17 protein-coding genes and 1 tRNA gene are annotated in these 17176 nt (G+C 67.4%); 8 read left to right on the top strand and 10 right to left on the bottom strand.

All coding sequences use genetic code 11. The annotated features are described in order from the left end of the window. Positions 1-42 precede the first annotated feature (42 nt). Positions 43-726 (top strand): response regulator transcription factor, encoded by a 684-nt coding sequence (locus tag ASE66_RS14120; RefSeq protein WP_057190255.1) that lies wholly within the window; start codon positions 43-45, stop codon positions 724-726. A 191-nt stretch (positions 727-917) separates the two neighbouring features. Here the strand turns inward: ASE66_RS14120 and ASE66_RS14125 are convergent, their stop codons facing one another. After that, entirely contained in the window at positions 918-2261 is a 1344-nt protein-coding gene (locus ASE66_RS14125) for a sensor histidine kinase (RefSeq protein WP_057190256.1), read from the bottom strand. Between the two features lie 219 nt (positions 2262-2480). Here ASE66_RS14125 and ASE66_RS14130 point away from each other — a divergent pair, with 219 nt between their 5' ends. Further along, entirely contained in the window at positions 2481-3131 is a 651-nt protein-coding gene (locus tag ASE66_RS14130; RefSeq protein WP_162262485.1) for an EipA family protein, read from the top strand. A 153-nt stretch (positions 3132-3284) separates the two neighbouring features. Here ASE66_RS14130 and ASE66_RS14135 read toward each other — a convergent pair whose 3' ends face one another. The 4 genes from ASE66_RS14135 to gph form a co-directional block, all read right to left on the bottom strand. Continuing rightward, a complete protein-coding gene (locus tag ASE66_RS14135) occupies positions 3285-3968 on the bottom strand; it encodes a lysophospholipid acyltransferase family protein (RefSeq protein ID WP_057190258.1) in 684 nt (227 codons plus the stop codon). 130 nt (positions 3969-4098) lie between these two features. Beyond that, positions 4099-4845: an alpha/beta hydrolase gene (locus ASE66_RS14140; RefSeq protein WP_244494918.1), complete on the bottom strand. Its 747-nt coding sequence runs from the start codon at positions 4843-4845 to the stop codon at positions 4099-4101. A 185-nt stretch (positions 4846-5030) separates the two neighbouring features. Then, positions 5031-5105: transfer RNA gene (locus tag ASE66_RS14145), tRNA-Val, on the bottom strand. A gap of 36 nt (positions 5106-5141) precedes the next feature. Beyond that, the gene (gene gph / locus ASE66_RS14150) at positions 5142-5840 is read right to left on the bottom strand and encodes a phosphoglycolate phosphatase (RefSeq protein ID WP_082613435.1); all 699 of its coding nucleotides are present in this window, start codon (positions 5838-5840) and stop codon (positions 5142-5144) included. A 224-nt stretch (positions 5841-6064) separates the two neighbouring features. Between gph and ASE66_RS14155 the strand changes: the two genes are divergently transcribed. From ASE66_RS14155 to ASE66_RS14170, 4 genes are all read left to right on the top strand, one after another. Next, positions 6065-6409 carry a hypothetical protein gene (locus tag ASE66_RS14155; protein ID WP_244494924.1) on the top strand — a complete coding sequence of 115 codons (345 nt, stop codon included), beginning with the start codon at positions 6065-6067 and terminating at the stop codon, positions 6407-6409. Positions 6410-6537: 128 nt separating this feature from the next. Continuing rightward, the gene (locus tag ASE66_RS14160; RefSeq protein WP_057190260.1) at positions 6538-7989 is read left to right on the top strand and encodes an NAD-dependent succinate-semialdehyde dehydrogenase; all 1452 of its coding nucleotides are present in this window, start codon (positions 6538-6540) and stop codon (positions 7987-7989) included. Then, a complete protein-coding gene (gene rpiA / locus ASE66_RS14165; protein ID WP_057190261.1) occupies positions 7986-8696 on the top strand; it encodes a ribose-5-phosphate isomerase RpiA in 711 nt (236 codons plus the stop codon). The genes ASE66_RS14160 and rpiA overlap by 4 nt, the downstream gene beginning before the upstream one ends. 154 nt (positions 8697-8850) lie before the next feature. Beyond that, on the top strand, positions 8851-9342 hold the full coding sequence (locus ASE66_RS14170; RefSeq protein ID WP_057190262.1) for a DUF2059 domain-containing protein: 492 nt from the start codon (positions 8851-8853) through the stop codon (positions 9340-9342). Between the two features lie 69 nt (positions 9343-9411). Here ASE66_RS14170 and ASE66_RS14175 read toward each other — a convergent pair whose 3' ends face one another. The 4 genes from ASE66_RS14175 to ASE66_RS14190 form a co-directional block, all read right to left on the bottom strand. Continuing rightward, on the bottom strand, positions 9412-10836 hold the full coding sequence (locus ASE66_RS14175) for an APC family permease (RefSeq protein ID WP_057190263.1): 1425 nt from the start codon (positions 10834-10836) through the stop codon (positions 9412-9414). Between the two features lie 114 nt (positions 10837-10950). Continuing rightward, positions 10951-12450 (bottom strand): tripartite tricarboxylate transporter permease, encoded by a 1500-nt coding sequence (locus ASE66_RS14180; protein WP_057190264.1) that lies wholly within the window; start codon positions 12448-12450, stop codon positions 10951-10953. 13 nt (positions 12451-12463) lie between these two features. Further along, entirely contained in the window at positions 12464-12928 is a 465-nt protein-coding gene (locus ASE66_RS14185) for a tripartite tricarboxylate transporter TctB family protein (RefSeq protein ID WP_057190265.1), read from the bottom strand. A gap of 85 nt (positions 12929-13013) precedes the next feature. Then, the gene (locus ASE66_RS14190; RefSeq protein WP_057190266.1) at positions 13014-13976 is read right to left on the bottom strand and encodes a Bug family tripartite tricarboxylate transporter substrate binding protein; all 963 of its coding nucleotides are present in this window, start codon (positions 13974-13976) and stop codon (positions 13014-13016) included. 272 nt (positions 13977-14248) lie between these two features. Between ASE66_RS14190 and ASE66_RS14195 the strand changes: the two genes are divergently transcribed. Together ASE66_RS14195 and gor are read left to right on the top strand one after the other, a co-directional pair. Then, entirely contained in the window at positions 14249-15529 is a 1281-nt protein-coding gene (locus ASE66_RS14195; protein ID WP_057190267.1) for an O-antigen ligase family protein, read from the top strand. Then, positions 15522-16895, top strand: coding sequence for a glutathione-disulfide reductase (gene gor, locus ASE66_RS14200; RefSeq protein WP_057190268.1), 1374 nt, complete (start codon positions 15522-15524; stop codon positions 16893-16895). The genes ASE66_RS14195 and gor overlap by 8 nt, the downstream gene beginning before the upstream one ends. 6 nt (positions 16896-16901) lie before the next feature. Here gor and ASE66_RS32105 read toward each other — a convergent pair whose 3' ends face one another. After that, positions 16902-17075, bottom strand: coding sequence for a hypothetical protein (locus tag ASE66_RS32105; RefSeq protein ID WP_156412154.1), 174 nt, complete (start codon positions 17073-17075; stop codon positions 16902-16904). Positions 17076-17176 lie beyond the last annotated feature (101 nt).

Here is a 17176-nt window from a genome sequence, read left to right on the forward strand (position 1 = left end):
TGCACCCAGATTTGACCTTTAGCACCCCGATTTGACCCATAAATGCGCGCACTGATCGTCGAGGACGAGCCTCAGCTGATGGCTTTCCTGTCCTCGCTCCTCACCAATGCCGGGCTGATCGCCGATCGCACGACCACGATCGATTCGGCGCTGGCGGCCCTGCGCTCGACGCCCTTCGACATCGTCATCGTCGACCGGCGCCTGCCCGATGGCGATGGATTGTCGATCGTCAAGGCGCTGAGCAACTCCGATACGCGGCCCGCCTTCCTGATCCTGACCGCCCGCGACGCCAAGGCCGATGTGATCGAGGGCTTGAACGGCGGGGCGGACGACTACCTGATCAAACCCTTCGAGCCTGAGGAGCTGCTGGCGCGCCTGCGGGTTATCATGCGCCGGCGCAATCCCAAGCGATCGCTGGTGATCACGGTCGGCAACCTCTCGCTCGATCTCGAGGGCCGCTGCGCCTCGGTCGGCTCTGAACTCCTCGATCTGCGCCGGCGCGAGGCGTTGATCCTCGAAGCGCTGGTCCAGCGCGTCGGTCGCGTCGTCACCCGCGACGTCCTGATCGAGGCGGTCTACGGCTTCGACGACCAGATCGAGTCGAACACATTGGAGGCGCAGATCTCGCGTTTGCGGCGCAAGCTCAAGGAAGCCGGCGCCCGTGTCGAGATCACCTCGCTACGTGGCATCGGCTACATGCTGAGGGTGTCGGAGCCGGTGAGCTGAAACTGCTCAGCGGGAAACCAGGCCGTCTTTCCGGGGCAGGCCGACAGGCCTGAGCCCGGAACCGCTACCTTCTCCAAAAAAATTGCGTCGACGGCAGCGCCATCTTTACTGCTGGCATCGGTTCTGGGTTCCGGGCTCTTCGCTGCGCGAAGCCCCGGAATGACGAGCGATTTAAATGGAAGCGCCGCGCCTCAGGCGCCTCCGGCCTCGCGTGGCGGGAAGACCAGCCGCACCATGGTGCCGCCGCCCGGCCGGCCGAGGATGGTGAGCGTCCCGCCATGGGCCGCCATGATGTCGCGCACGATCGTCAGGCCGAGCCCGGCGCCGGTCGAGTTCGGCGACATTCGGTTGAACGGCTCGGTCACCTGCGAACGGTCGGAAGCCTCGATGCCGACCCCGGCATCGGCGACCTCCACCACGGCGCCGTCGATCACCGTCACCAGGATCGTCGATTTCGCCTGCGCATGGCGCAGTGCGTTGTCGACGAGATTGGCGATGGCCGCGCGCACCGTCGGCTCGTTGGCCTCGATCAACGATCGGCGATCGCCTTCCTCCTCCAGCGCGACATCGGCGCCGTTGCTCAGGATCAACGGGGCGAGATCGGCGAGCACCGCGCGGGCGAGGCCGTTGAGCTGCAGCGGCTCGAAGGGGAGCTCGGTGCTGTGCAGGCGCGCCAGCTGCAGCATCGACGAGACGATGGTGGTCAACCGGCTGACATCGTTGGTGAGCGCCAGCCGCATCTGATCGTGCGGGAGCGCGTCGATCCGGCCGCGCATCACGGTCAACGGCGTGCGCAGCTCGTGTGCGACATTGTTCATGAAGCGCTGCTGCACCTCCATGTTTCCGGCGATCTGGTCGAGGGCGGCATTGAGCGCCGTGGTCAGCGGCATCAGCTCGACCGGGGTTTCCTCGGTCGGCAACAGGCCGCGCGGTGCCCTCGGATCGATCCGGGCCGCAGCCTCCGCGGCGCTGCGCAGCCGGGCGCTGATATAGGACACCGACATGGCGATCGCGCCTGTGATCAAAAGACCGAAGATCACCGAGATCGCCAGTGCGGACCAGGCGATCGCACGCAGATAATAGCCGAGGATCAGGTCCCAGCCCGGCCGGCCGCCGCCGGTCGCCACGATAAAGCGGTTGCCGTCCTTCTCGATCACGTCGAAGGCGAGCGCGTTATCGCCGCCGACCCGCATCTGCGCGGCAATTGTGGGACCATCGAGCCGGATGTCGATCGGCAGGCCGGGCCGCAACTCTGGCGCATACTCGACGACGGAACGTCCATCCGAGACCAGATACCAAAGCCCGGGGCTGGTGCGCTCGATCCGGGTCAGGCCCGCGGTCTTCTCGACCTGCAAGGCGGTGCCGGAGGGCTGGCGCACGCCTTGCCGGATGATCTGGGAGGTGACGTCATTGCGCAGGGCGCCAGGATCCTCGGTGATCAGGGCGAAGGCGATGACAGCGCCGATGAAGGCGGTGAACAGGACGATGCCGAGCAGCGATAGACGCAGGGTGAGGGCACGCGACAGCGAGGTCATGGCCGGGGGGCGCCGCTATGCCGTGGTGTCTCGGCCAGCTGGCCTGTTGGCCAAGTCCGGCGCAGGATCGATGCAGCGTTGCGAGTCGTCACGGAACCTCGATGCGGGTATGGCTTGCGGAACCGGGCGCTCGCCTCTTCCTGTCTCTGCATGGACCGTATCGCCATTGCCGTTCAACTCTCTTCCGGAGCTGCCGGCCTGATGCCGGCGACGCGCGTCATGTCGAGATGGTCCGGGTTGCAGCTCCTGTTGGCCGCGCTGCTCGTTCTCGTGCCCGGTTTGGCGCTCGCGCAGGGGGCCGTGACGAAGGGCGAGGTCCGGGCCGGCCAGCTGCCGACGACCTCGCGGCAGGACATCTCCAGGCTGGTCGAAGGCGTGTTCGACACCGCGTCCAAGACGGTCAGCATCCCGATCGAGCGCTCGCTCGCACTCTTCGGCGAGCCGAACGCGTACATCATCGGCGGCGAGCTCAGCGGCTCCTTCGTGCTCGGCGGGCGCCATGGCAGCGGCGAATTGCGCTTCTCCGACGGAATCCCGATGCCGGTGACCTGGTCGGCGCTGTCGGTCGGGATCGGGCTCGGCGCCGATTACGGCCGGGTGATCATGCTGGTCTACGGGCTCGACCGGCGCGAGGACGTCTTTGGCACCTATGCCAGCCTCGGCGGCAGCGCCCATTTCCTCGCCGGCGCCAACGCCACCATCCTGGCCTCGTCGCGGGCCCGAATCGTTCTGATTTCCTCCGGCCTCGGCCTGCGCCTTTCCGGCGATCTCAGCCGCATCGTCATCGAGCCGGCGGGTGTGCAGGAGCAGCTGCGTCCGCCCGGCAGGATCTGCCCCACGCCGGCCGATTGCCCCCCACCGGGCCGCTGACACGTCTCGGACAATCAGGGCTCCGATCCTAGAGCAGGATGCGAAAAAGTGGGAACCGGTTTTTCGCATGAATCCTGCTCTAACTCTTTGATGAGAGACGGAGTCAGATTTCAGATGGAAGCGCAAAGCGATTCCATCTGAAATCATTCGGCTCTAGCGGCGCCGCTCGAGAAGGCGGCGTGCCTTGGCGTGCAGGTCGTCGAGCTGGCTCGAAATATCGAGCGCGATCAGGCCCATCTCGCGCTCGTCCGCCATCCGGCGGACGTAGAGCGGCTCTGACCAGAGGACACAGCCACGGCCGAAGGGCAGGGCGATGCTGGCCTTGTCCCAGTTGTCGAGTTCGACGCGCGCGCTGGTCACCGCGGCGAAGAGATAGATCGGCCGGCCGGTGGCGCGCGCCAGCTGGACCGCCCCGCGACCGGCGACGCGCGCGATCTTCGGAACATCGGCGGTCAGGACGAGGCTGGTGCCTTCGCGCAGCGCCTCGCGCATCTCGAAGAACGCGGGGATAGCGCGCTTGGCCTTGATCTTCGGGCGGCTCTGCGTGCCCGAGCCGCGGATGACGCGGAAGCCCGCGCGCTCCACCACCGAAGCCACGACAGCCCCGTCGAAATGCAGTGAGGTCAGGATCGCAACCTGGGCTGCGCCGTCGAGTGCGGCGAGGCTCAGCATCTGCTGGCCGTGCCAGGTCAGGGCGATGAAGGGCTCACGGCTGCGCTCCCAGGGCCGCGCGCCCGGGATCGCCGGCTTGAAGCGCGTCGTCCGCTGAACGAAATCGAGATAGGTATGCAGGGCGCGGCCGGCGAACGCCGCAGATTGCCCAGTGCCGAATCGCATGCGCCGATCTCCACGGTGGCCCCGGCGGAGTGGTCGTCGCGTCGGCTTGCTCCAACATTGCGCGGCCCTTCGGCCGTAGCGCGCGTTCCATTCTATCGAGCGAAAAGAGCTCGCGCTGACCCGAGAAACGTCAGCGCATCATGAACTTGACGATGCGGGCGACGAATTCCTCGTCCTGCCCGGCGAAGCCGTGATGCGCGCTGAAGCGACAGGGATTGGCCTCGTCGGCCTGCCCGCCGCTCATCCATTCGACCTGGACGCGCCCGCCGGCCCAGGCCTTGAACGGGGCGACGCCGGCCGGCTGCGTCCAGCGGCAGCGATCCTCGCGATGGTGCAGCGCCAGCGTGCGCGGCAGCCGGTTCGGCGTCACCAGAATCGTCTGGACGCTGTCGTCGGGCCCCGATGCCTTGCTCAGGAAGCCCGAGGTCAGGACGAGCCGGTCCGGCATCGCGCCCTCCACGATCCCCTGGGCGGCGCGCTGCGTACCCTTGCTGGTCGCGATCACGATGACGGGGCGCTTGAGTGCCGCCATATGGTCGACCGCCGCGGAGAGGTTCGTGCCGAGTTCCGCGAGGAGTACGTTGTAGCCCTGCATGACGAAGGCATCGCGGTTGCGGATCAGGACATTGTCGCCGGCTTTCCCGAAGCGGGCACCGCTCCCGACCTCGAGACGGCCGTCGCCGCCGGTCAAGAGGATCACGCTGCCCTTGGGGTGCGGGGCGCGGATGAGGATGCTGCGGACGCCGTCGATCGTGACGGTCTCGCCGCCCCTGACCGCGACCGGCGCCTCCGCCCGCCCCAGCGACGGGATGGCGAAGCTCCATGCGATGGCCAGCGCGCCGAGGGCGCGCGAGGCACGGTGCTGATATCCGAACATGTCGTGAGTCACCCATTCAACCGAGACGGCGCAGGACCTCGCGACTCGAACCGGTCGCGCCCGCGCTCTCTGCCCAGGATTCGGTGGCTACATTGCACGAGATGTGCAGCGCCCGCTTTGCCGCTGAACGGGCATGCGGTTCCAGCGCTGCCGGGCGCGGTCAATGGTATCGATTTTGGAGAAAATGGTGGGCGGCACAGGGATCGAACCTGTGACCCCTCCCGTGTGAAGGGAGTGCTCTACCGCTGAGCTAGCCGCCCGGACCGCGCTGTTCCTAGTGGGGTCGGCTTGCGCCGTCAAGAATGCTCAGCGAGTGCCGGCTCACGATCGGTCAGCCGGCGCACCGCGCGCGGCAGCTCGCTGAAGTGCTGGATCACCAGATCGGGCGCGAGCGCCTCGACCGGCACGTCGGTATAGCCGAACGGCACGCACACCACCGGGATCCCGGCAGCGCGCGCCGTGTCCACGTCGGTGCGCGAATCGCCGACCATGACCGCGCGGGCCGGGTCGGCGCCGGCCTCGGCGATGGTTTGGGTCAGATGGCGCGGGTCGGGCTTGAAGAAGGGGAAGCTGTCGCGGCCCGCGATCGCCGCGAAACGTCCGGTGATGCCGAAATGGTCGAGGATCAGCCGCGTGTGCAGGATCGGCTTGTTGGTGCACACGGCGAAGACGAAGCCGTCGGCCGCAAGCGCGTCGAGCGCGGCAATCACGCCGTCATGGACGTAAGAGTCCTTCGCAACGGAGCCCGCATAGATCACCAGGAAGTCCTCGAACAACTGCTCGAGCTTCTCGGTGTCGAGCGGCCGGCCGCTGACCTTGAAGCCGCGTTCGATCAGCGCCCGCGCCCCGGCGCCGACCAGTTCACGCGCCCGCTCGACAGGTAGCGCCGGCAGCCCCTCCCGTTCGAGGATGACGTTGAGCGTATGCATGATGTCGGGAGCGGTCTCGGCAAGGGTGCCGTCGAGATCGAAGACGACGATCGGGGGCAGGGACATGGGCAATCCTGTAGCGTGATCAGCTCGCATAAAAGCTGGGCGGTGCGGCTTGGCAAGGGCACTTCGGCAACAGCAGCTCCGTCTCGTCGCGAGCCGGCCGCAATCGCGGTGATACGGCTCGGTCGGCATGATAGGGTGCGGGCGAATCGTCAAAAGGGATCGTAGCGGTGGCGAAATCGTCGAGCTGTTCCAGAAGCTCCTTTGGCAGCTCCCTTGCCCGGGCGCTGGGCGCCGGCCTGTTCGTCTTGCCGGTTTTCGGGGCGGCGTCGGCTGCCCCCTTCGAGTTCGCTCCGGCGCCGCAGACCGATCTCAATCGCGTCTATCGCATCGACAAGGCGACGGGCGAGGTCGGCGCCTGCCAGTTCCAGCTCAAGGAGGGCGGCGTCGGCGTCACCGTCTGCTTCCCGGCGGGTGAGGGGGCCGGCCCGCAAGCGCCGAGCGACTATGTCCTCGTCCCGTCGCGACATGAGCGCGAGGGCGGCATCTTCCGCGCCAATGTCCGCACCGGCGAGCTCAGCGTCTGCTACGTTTTCGACGACAAGGTCGTCTGCACGCCGATGGCGAAGTAGCGCCGCAGCCGAAGGCTGAGGAAATTTTCGAACAGCCTCCGATCGTGCGGTGCGGCGTTTTGCTATCGGCAAGCGCTCCTCGCGCGTGCTAGAGCCCCGGCAACCCGTTCATGACGCCGGAGGCTCGCATGCTCACGCTCAAGGATCCCTCGCTGCTGCGCGCGCAGTGCCATGTCGATGGCGCCTGGATCGGCGAGGGCGTCGATGTGGTCGACAATCCGGCGACGGGCGAGGTGCTGGCCAAGGTGCCGCGCTTCGGTGCTGACGAGACCACCGCTGCGGTCGAGGCCGCCTCGCGCGCCTTCAAGCCCTGGGCGAAGAAATCGGCCAAGGAGCGCTCGCTCATCCTGCGCAAATGGTTCGATCTGATCATGGCGAACCAGGAGGACCTGGCGCAGATCATGACGGCCGAGCAGGGCAAGCCGCTCTCCGAGGCCCGCGGCGAGGTCGCCTATGCCGCCTCCTTCGTCGAGTTCTACGCCGAAGAGGCCAAGCGCATCTATGGCGAGACCATTCCCTCGCCCTTCCCGAACTCGCGCATCATCGTCGCCAAGCAGCCGGTCGGCGTCTGCGCCGCGATCACCCCCTGGAATTTCCCGGCGGCGATGATCACCCGCAAATGCGCGCCGGGCTTGGCGGCGGGCTGCACCTTTGTGGTCAAGCCGGCGCCGGACACGCCGCTGACCGCGCTCGCCCTGGTCGCGCTCGCCGAGCGCGCCGGCTTCCCCAAGGGCGTCATCAACATCGTCACCGGCGATGCGGTCGCGATCGGCGGCGTGATGACCAGCCATCCGGCGGTGCGCTTCATCGGCTTCACCGGGTCGACCCCGGTCGGCAAGCTCCTGATGCAGCAGGCGGCGACGACGGTGAAGAAGGTCGGGCTCGAGCTCGGCGGCAACGCGCCCTTCATCGTCTTCGACGACGCCGATCTCGACAAGGCGGTCGAGGGCGCGATCATCGCCAAGTTCCGCAACATGGGTCAGACCTGCGTCTGCACCAACCGGCTCTTCGTCCAGGACGGCATCCATGACGACTTCGTCGCCAAGTTCGCCGGCGAGGTCGCCAAGATGAAGGTCGGCAACGGCGTCGAGGTTGGCGTCGTGCAGGGCCCGCTGATCAACGAACGTGCGGTCGAGAAGGTCGAGCGCCACGTCGCCGATGCGGTCGCGGGCGGCGCCAAGGTGATGGTCGGCGGCAAGCGCCATGCGCTCGGCCGCACCTTCTACGAGCCGACGGTGATCTCCGGCGTCACCACCAAGATGCTGGTGACGCGCGAGGAGACCTTCGGGCCGATCGCGCCGGTCTATCGCTTCAAGAGCGAGGACGAGGTCGTCGCGATGGCGAACGATACGCCCTTCGGCCTCGCCGCCTACTTCTACACCAAGGATCTCGGCCGCGCCTTCCGCGTCGCCGAGGAGCTCGAATACGGCATGGTCGGCGTCAACTCGGCCATTCTCGGCACCGAGGTCGCGCCCTTTGGCGGTGTCAAGGAATCCGGCCTCGGCCGCGAGGGCTCGCTGCACGGCATCGAGGAGTTCGTCGAGATCAAGTACATGCTGATGGGCGGGCTCGGCGCGTGAGCGAGGATCTGAAGAAGGCCGCCGCGCTGGCGGCGCTGGAGCTGGTGCGGCCGGGCATGCGCCTAGGTCTCGGCACCGGCTCGACCGCGAAACTCTTCGTCGACGGACTCGGCGCGAAGGTCGCCGCCGGCCTCGAGGTGCTCTGTGTCGCGACCTCGGAGGCAACACAGGCGCAGGCGCTCGGTCTCGGTATCCCGATGTCGACCCTCGACGAGACGCCCGAGCTCGATCTTACCATCGACGGCGCCGACGAGATCGACAGCGCCTTGCGCCTGATCAAGGGCGGCGGTGCCGCGCATCTGCGCGAGAAGATCGTCGCCGCTGCTTCGAAGCGCATGATCGTGATCGCCGATACCGGCAAGCAGGTGGAGACGCTTGGCCGCTTCCCGCTTCCGATCGAGGTCGTGCCCTTCGGGCTCGAGGTGACGCGCCGCGCGGTTGCCGCTGCGATCGCCTCGTCGGGCGCGCATGGCGAGCTCAAGCTGCGCAAGCGTCCGGACGGTTCGATCCTGCTGACCGATGGCGGCCACTACATCCTCGACGCGCATCTTGGTCGGATCGAACTGCCGGAGGTGCTGGGCCTCGCGCTCAACCAGGTTCCCGGCGTCGTCGAGCACGGCCTGTTCCTCGGCCTGGCGACGGCGGCGTTTCTCGCAGGAGCCGACGGGGTGCGTGTCCTCGGCGATCCTGACGCCGAACGCCGTTAAGGCTCGCGTGACGACCTGATACGGCCGCAAAAGTGGTTTCCACTTTGGCTGGACATGTTCTAAGAGCGGCCGGCGGCTGCACCTAGTCAGCGACGTTGCCGCACGAGAACAATGGAATCGCCGCATTCCGGACGATCGACGAAGGGGTAACCGCATGATCCGTCACAGCCTGGCAGGCGCGCTTCTTTCGCTCGCATTGTTCGCCATGCCCGCTTCGGCGCAACCGGCGCCGACGCCGGATCATCTCAGAGCGGCGCGCGAGGTCGTAGTCCTCTCCGGCCTGTCGCAGTCCATCGAGTCGTTGTACGCCGAGTTCGTTGGGAATGTTCGGGCGAGCCTGGCGACCCGGCCCGAGTTGAAGAAGGACATGGAAGAGGTCCTGACGACGCTCAAGGCCGAGGCCGATTTGCGCCGCGACGAGATGCTCGATTCCTCTACCCGGATCTTCGCCAGCAAGATGACGGAAGCCGATCTCAAGGAGGTCATGGCCTTCTTCAACTCGCCCGTCGGCCAGCGCTACACTTCCAACCGCACGCGGGCTCTCGAAGAGATCTACGTGGTGCTGGAACCTTGGAGCACGGCGACCAGCAACCGGCTCTTCGATATGTTCCAGGCCGAGATGCGCAAGCGCGGCCACCAGCTCTGAGCTTCCTCTTCGGGACCATTGAAAAAGGCCGTCGGCCCCCGCCGGCGGCCTTTTCGTTTGGATCCAGCGTCAGTTCACCGGCCCGCCGCCGCCGAGATCTTCCATCGTCGGGTCGCTCGGCCGCACGCCGCTGGCGCGGTTGACCATCACGGTGACGAACCAGAGCACCACGCCGATACCGATCAGGATGCCGGCGATCTTGTACTGGACCAGGTCGCGTCCGGTCCACGGACCGGCGAAAAACGCGCAGAACAGCGCCCCGGCGATCGGCAGGATTGTCGGCGTGCGGAAATGCTCGTGCTCGACCGTGTCCTTGCGCAGCATCAGCACGGCGATGTTGACGACCGTAAAGACGCAGAGCAGCAGCAGTGCGGTCGTGCCGCCCAGCGCCGGCACCTCGCCGACGAAGGTGATCAGCGCGAAAGCGAGCAGCGTGGTGAAGCCGATTGCGATATAGGGCGAGCGCCGCGTCGGATGGACCTTGCCGAGCACCGGCGGCAGCACGTGCTCGCGACTCATGCCGTAGACCAGCCGGCTCGCCATCAGCATGTTGATAAGGGCGCTGTTGGCGACCGCGAACATGGTGATGAAGCCGAAGATCCAGATCGGGAAGTTCGGCGCGCCGGCCGCGACCACCTTGAGCAGCGGCGTCTCACCCTCGCCGAGCTGCTCGGGCGCGACCAGCGTGACCGCCGAGATCGAGACCAGCACATAGATCACGCCGGTGATGACGAGGCCGGCGAGCAGGATCTTCGGGAAGATCCGCGTCGGGTCCTTGGTCTCCTCGGCCATGTTGACCGAGTCCTCGAAGCCGACCATTGCGAAGAAGGCGAGGGTGGTCGCCGCGATCACCGGCCAGAACAGGCCGCCATCGCCGGCCGGCTTGAACTGGGTGATCCGCGAGACGTCGCCCTGGCCGGCTGCGATCGCCCACAGGCCAACGAAGATCACGATCAGGAGGCCGGTCAGCTCGACGCAGGTCAGCACGACGTTCGCCTTCACGCTCTCGCCGACGCCGCGGAGGTTCACCGCCGCGACGATCGCCATGAAGCCTAGGCCGACCAGGGTGATGCCGATGCCACCGGTGAGGTTCAACCCGAAGGCGTGCGACATGTTGGCGGCGAAGGCGCGCGAGGCGGTCGAGGCCGAGGTTATCCCCGAGCACATCACCGCGAAGGCGACGATGAAGGTGATGAAATGGACGCCGAAGGCCTTGTGCGCATAAAGCGCCGCGCCGGCGGCGCGCGGATACTTGGTGACCAGTTCGAGATAGCTGAAGGCCGTGATCATCGCGACGACGAAGGCGACGAGGAAGGGCAGCCAGACGACGCCGCCGACCTGCTTCGCCACCTGCCCGGTGAGCGCGTAGATGCCGGTGCCGAGGATGTCACCGACGATGAAGAGGAGCAAAAGCCAAGGCCCCATTACGCGATGGAGACTGGGTTCTGCTTGCGCTTGCGGGGCGGTGGAGGGGGACAGCGTCGTGTCGCTCATGGTTCATCCTCGCTCGACGGGCCGCGGGGCCGGTGAAGAGGAGAACACAGTCACGCCATATTTGTTCAAGCGCAACCGGGGCGTGCTGCCCCGGTCGCACGTCGCGCGGTCAGTCTAGTCTTCGGCCGCCTTGAACTTGTTCAGCCCGCTCATCACGAAGGGTGCGACCAGCGCGATGAAGGCGATGCCGAGCAGCGTCGCCGAGATCGGGTTCTCGAGCAGGATCATCGGATCGCCGAGGCTGATCTGCAAGGCGCGGCGCAGCTGCGCTTCCGCCATCGGCCCGAGGATCAGCCCGACCACCATCGGCGCGACCGGGTAGTCGAAGCGCCGCATCAGGTAGCCGAGATAGCCGAAGCCGAAGAGCATGCCGAGCTCGACCGGCGAGGGATTGACCGCGAGCGTACCCATGGTCGCGAAGACCAGGATGCCGGCATAGAGCCAGGGCTGCGGGATCGCCAGCAAACGGACCCAGAGGCCGATCAGCGGCAGGTTCAGGACCACCAGCATGACGTTGGCGATGAACAGCGAGGCGATCAGGCCCCACACCAGGTCCGGCTTCTCGGCGAAGAGCAGCGGGCCGGGATTGAGCCCGTATTGCTGGAAGCCGGCGAGCATGATCGCGGCGGTCGCCGAGGTCGGCAGGCCGAGCGTCAAGAGCGGCACCAGCGTGCCGGCGGCCGAGGCGTTGTTGGCGGCCTCCGGCCCGGCGACGCCCTCGATCGCGCCCTTGCCGAACTCCTCCGGATATTTGCAGAGCTTCTTCTCGGTCGAATAGGACAGGAAGGTCGGCACCTCGGCACCGCCCGCCGGCAGCGCGCCGATCGGGAAGCCGAAGGCCGTGCCGCGCAGCCAGGGCGCCCAGGAGCGCTTCCAGTCCTCTTTGGTCATCCACAGCGAGCCCTTGATCGGGATGATCTCCTCCGGCTCGCGCCAGCGTTTCGAGGCGACGTAGAGCGCCTCGCCGACCGCGAAGAGACCGACCGCCAGCGTCGTCACCTCGACGCCGTTCAGCAGTTCGGGCACGCCGAAGGTCAGCCGCGCCTGGCCGGTCAGCTTGTCGATGCCGACGAGCCCCAGCATCATGCCGAGGAACAGGCTGGTCAGGCCGCGCAGCGGGGAATCGCCGAAGGTCGCCGAGACCGTGACGAAGGCGACGATCATCAGGGCGAAATAGTCCCATGGCCCGAATTTGACCGCGATCTCGACCAGCCAGGGCGCCAGGAAGGCAAGGCCGATCGTCGCGATCAGGCCGGCGACGAAGGAGCCGATCGCGGCCGTCGCCAGCGCCGGGCCGCCGCGGCCGGCCTTGGCCATCTTCGAACCTTCGAGCGCGGTTGCGAGCGAGGCACTCTCTCCCGGCGCATTGAGCAGGATCGCGGTGGTCGAGCCGCCATACATGCCGCCATAATAGATGCCGGCGAACATGATCAGCGAGCCGGCCGGATCGAGCTTGAAGGTCACCGGCAGCAAGAGCGCCACGGTGAGTGCCGGGCCGATGCCGGGTAGCACGCCGACGGCGGTGCCGAGGAAGACGCCGATCAGGCAGAACAGCAGCTTCGAGGGCTCGAGGGCGACAGAGAAGCCGTTGGCGAGCGAGAGCAGGGTGTCCATGTGCTTAGCTCCTTCAGCTCAGCAGCGCTTCGAGCGGCCCGGTCGGTAGCGACAGGGTCAGGAGCTTGAGGAAGAGCAGGTAGATCGCGGTGCCGAGCACGAGCCCGATGGCGATGTCGACGAGGAGCGCGTCACGCCCGAAGCCGCGCGCCGTGCAGGAGAACAGGATCGCGGTAGCGATGATGAAGCCGCCGCCCAGCGCGATGCAGGCGATCAGTCCGACAAGCCCGCCGACGATCCAAAGCAGCGCCCGCCCATCGGCTGCTTCCGGCTTCGGCAGCCCGTCTCTGAAGGCGACAAAGAGATGCGCAAGGCCGAGCAGCACCATTCCGGCGCAGACGACATAGGGCATCGCGGTCGGCCCGACGCCGTAATTGGACGTGATGGTCTGGCGCGAGGCGTCGAAAGCGACGATCGCCGCTACCGCTAGAAGCAGGAACCCGACGATGAGGGCGGGGCGGTCGATGGTGCGGGACATGGGCGCGACCGTCTGTCTGGAGCGAAGGTGCGAAGGGCGGGCGGCCTTGCGGCTGCCCGCCCTCGATTGAGGTGTCAGGAGGGCCTTACTTCACCAGGCCGACATCCGTCATCACCTTGCTGACGCGTGCCGTCTCGGTCTTCAGGAAGCTGTCGAACTCGGCCGCGCCGAGATAGGCGTCATCCCAGCCGCGGGCCTTGAGGATCTCGGCCCATTCCTTCGACTTGACCAGCTTTTCGACCGCGCCGGAGAGATCCTTCTTCTGCGCGTCGCTGAGGCCCGGAGGGGCGACGACCGAGCGCCAGTTCAGCAGCTCGAGATTGACGCCGCCTTCCTTCAGGGTCGGGGCGTCCGGAGCGTTGTCCAGGCGCTTGGTTGCGCTGACGCCGATCACGCGCAGCTTGCCGGCCTTGATCTGACCCTCGAACTCGCCATAGCCCGAGATGCCGGCGGTGACGCGGCCGCCGAGCATGGCGGCGAGCGCTTCGCCGCCGCCCGAGAATGGGATGTAGTTGATCTTCTTCGGGTCGCCGCCGGCGGCCTCTGCGAAGAGCGCGGCGAGGATGTGGTCGGCGCCGCCGGCAGAGCCGCCGGCCCAGGTCACCTTGGCCGGGTCGGCCTTGACGCGCTCGGCGAGGTCCTTGGCGTTCTTGATCGGCGAATCCGTCGGCACGACGATGACCAGCGCCTCGGCGGTCAGACGCGCGATCGGCGTGGTCTGCGACAGGTTCACCGGCGACTTGTTGAGCAGGATGGCGCCGACCATGACGAAGCCGTTGACCATCAGCTGGTGGCCGTCACCCTTGGCGCCGATCAGCTGGGCGAGGCCGATGGTGCCGCCGGCGCCGGTGACGTTGGTGACCTGGACGCTCTTGGCGATGCCGGCAGCGGTCAGCGCCTGCTGCATCGAGCGCGCCGTGCCGTCCCAGCCGCCGCCGGGTGCGGCGGGAGCCATGATCTTCAGCTCCATCTGGGCGAACGCAGCCGTGGTGAGGCCTGTGAGAGCGACGGCGGCGACGGCCCCGCGCTTGAAGAAGGACGTGAGCATAGTTACCTCCCGAGTGGTGCGCTTTGCGCACCGATTGTCGACGCTCGCCTGTGGCACCGCATCGGACTGCGGATCAATTGCGCCTGATTGCATAATCACAAGTCAAGATGTTTCGCTCCGGAGCCCTGCGAGCGCAGGAAAATTCGACGAGAGGCGGCTGGTGACATCGTCGAAGGTCGTAAGTCTTCATGGGGCGGCAGCGGCCTCGGAGCAGGTTCGGTCGGCGCCGTTGCCCCTAGGCGCGGCATCCCCCATCGCGTAAGCCGCAGCGCATGAGTCAGATCTCCCCGCCCGCCAGTTCGAAGGTCCTGCCCGCTCATGGGAGCGAGCCCGCGGCAGCGCGCGCCCTCCGTGTCGCAGGCGCGGTCTGCCTCGTGCTGATGCCGCTCGCCATGTGGCTGGCGAACCGCTCGGCTCCGCTCATGCTGGGGCTCGCCGCCGCGGCCTTCCTGGGCGCTGGGCTGCTGTCGGGGCCGGCCACCGCGGTGCTCGCACGCCTGCGGGCCTTGCTCTCGGCGCCGCTGGCGCTGGCGGTCGTGGCCTTCCTCGCCTGGGCGCTGGTCTCGATCGGCTGGAGTCACAACCCGTCCATGTCCCTGCGGGCTTGGGGCGAATTGGTCCTCCCGATCGTGTTCGCGCTCGCCATCGCCGCTTCGGGGCAATTGCAGCGGAGCCCGGTTCTGCTGCGGGCGCTCGCCCTGGCGATCATCGTCGCTTCGGGTCTTCTGGTCTTCGAACTCGCTTCCGGCCTGTCTCAGCGTTCTGCACTCGGTTCGGGCAAGATGATGAGCTTCGTCTTCAATCGCCCGGCCGTCGTCCTGCTACTGCTCGCCGCTCCGACCGTCCACGCGCTCTGGTCGCGGCCGGCCGCGGGCCTGCCCGACCGTGCTCTGGCGGCTCTGCTGGCGGTGATCGTGGTCGTCTTCGTCTTCCGCTCCGAGAGCGAGGCCGCCAAGCTCGGAGCGCTGGTGCTGATCGCTTGCTGGGCGCTCGCCCGCGTCGCGCCCCGCATTGCTCTGGCGGGTACCGCGCTGGCATTCGTCCTGACCATGGCGGTCGCCCCGGTGCTCGGTCCGATGGCCGAAAAGCTGGTGCCGTCCTTCGTGCTCAATCGCCTCGATGTCATGAGCGCCCAGGCGCGGATCGACATCTGGGACAGCTTCGGCGAGGTGGCGCGGGCGCGGCCAATCGCCGGCGCCGGCTTCGGCACCTCGGCGACCATGCACCTGCACCCTGTCGCCCCCGAGGTCTCGGCGGAGCATCGGACGCTGCTGGAGGTAGGCCATCCGCATGACATGCCGCTGCAGGCCTGGGCGGAGACCGGCGCGGTGGGGGCCGGCCTGCTGACGCTGGCTGGCCTTTTGCTGCTCGCCTGGCTGCGGCGCCTGCCGGCGGCGGAACAGGCGCCGCGCCTGGCCTTGTTCGCGGCAGCCTTCTCGATCGCCACCGTCGGGCACGGAGCCTGGCAGGGCTGGTGGATCGCCGGGCTCGGCGCCGCCACGCTCTTGTTCTGCAGGGATGCCGCATCGCGGCAGGGGGACAGCCATGTCTGAATTCGACGTCGATCTCTTCGTCATCGGCGCGGGATCGGGCGGAACCCGCGCCGCCCGCATCGCCGCCGGCCATGGGGCCCGCGTGATGATCGCAGAGGAGGACCGCATCGGCGGCACCTGCGTCATCCGTGGTTGCGTCCCCAAGAAACTCTTCGTCTACGCCAGCCGCTTCGCCGACGAGTTCGAGGATGCCGCCGGCTTCGGCTGGAAGGTCGGCAAGCCGGAATTCGACTGGCCGACGCTACGCGATGCCGTGGCCAACGAGGTAACGAGACTGTCCGGCCTTTATCGCAAGGGGCTCGACGCTGCGATGGTCGAGATCCGCGAGGAGCGTGCCGTGGTCGCCGGGCCGCACGAGATCAAGCTGCTGAAGAGCGGCGAAACGATCCGCGCCCGTCACATCCTGGTCGCGACCGGCGGTCACCCGGCCTTCGATCCGCCGATCCCTGGCGGCGAACTCGGCATCTCCTCGAACGAGGTCTTCAACCTTCCGAGCCTGCCCAAGCGCATGCTGGTGATCGGCGGGGGCTACATTGCACTCGAATTCGCCAGCGTCTTCGCCCGGCTCGGCGTCGCCGTCACGCTGCTGCATCGCGGCGACAATGTCCTGCGGGGCTTCGACGAGGATCTGCGCTCGCGTCTTCGCGACGCGCTCGGCCATGCCGGGATCACCCTGCGGCTCGGCTGCACCGTCGACCGGATCGAGTTGCTGCCCGATGGCAGCCGCCGGGCCCATTGCGCCAACGGCGCGCCGATCGATGCCGATGTCGTGCTCGTCGCCACCGGGCGCCGCCCGAACACGGCCGGGCTCGGCCTCGAGGCGGCCGGCGTCAAGCTCGGCCCGACCGGTCAGGTCCTGGTCGATGCAGCCTCGCTCTCCAATGTCCCCTCGATCGCGGCTGTCGGCGACGTCACCGACCGCGTCAACCTCACTCCCGTCGCGATTCGCGAGGGCCACGCCTTCGCCGACTCGACCTTCGGCAGCAAGCCGTGGACAGTCGAGCACACCCTCGTCGCCTCCGCCGTGTTCACCACGCCCGAGATCGGCACCGTCGGCCTCACCGAGCAGCAAGCAATGGCGACCGGCCGTGAGCTGCGGATCTTCGAGACTGGCTTCAGGCCGATGAAGGCGACGATCTCGGGTCGCAACGAGCGCATCTACATGAAGCTCGTCGTGGATGCTGAGACCGACCGGGTGCTTGGCGTCCACATCCTCGGCCATGACGCCGGCGAGATCATCCAGGCGGTCGCCATTGCCGTCACGATGGGCGCGACCAAGGCTGATTTCGACCGCACTGTCGCTTTGCATCCGAGCGCGGCCGAGGAACTCGTCACCATGCGCACGCCGCGTAAGAGCGCGCTCTGACGGCTGTCAGGCCTCCTGGTCCGAGCGGCGGCTGTCATAAATCAGGCTTGCATCACTGAGCCCGACATCGCGCGCCATGTGAGCGGTCAGCCCCTCCTGCTCGAGCCGGTCGTCGAGCCCGACCAGGCGATTGCGCTGGATGCGGCGCCACTGGGCCAGCACGGCCTGCAGGACAGGCATAAGGCTGACATATCCATTGTTTCTGCTAACTTCGGCCGACATGATGCGGCTCCTGGGAGTGGATTTCGTTGTGCCCAGGGATGCTGCCGATCGGCCCTGAG

The sequence above is a fragment of the Allobosea sp. Root483D1 genome (assembly GCF_001429505.1).
GTDB lineage: Bacteria > Pseudomonadota > Alphaproteobacteria > Rhizobiales > Beijerinckiaceae > Allobosea.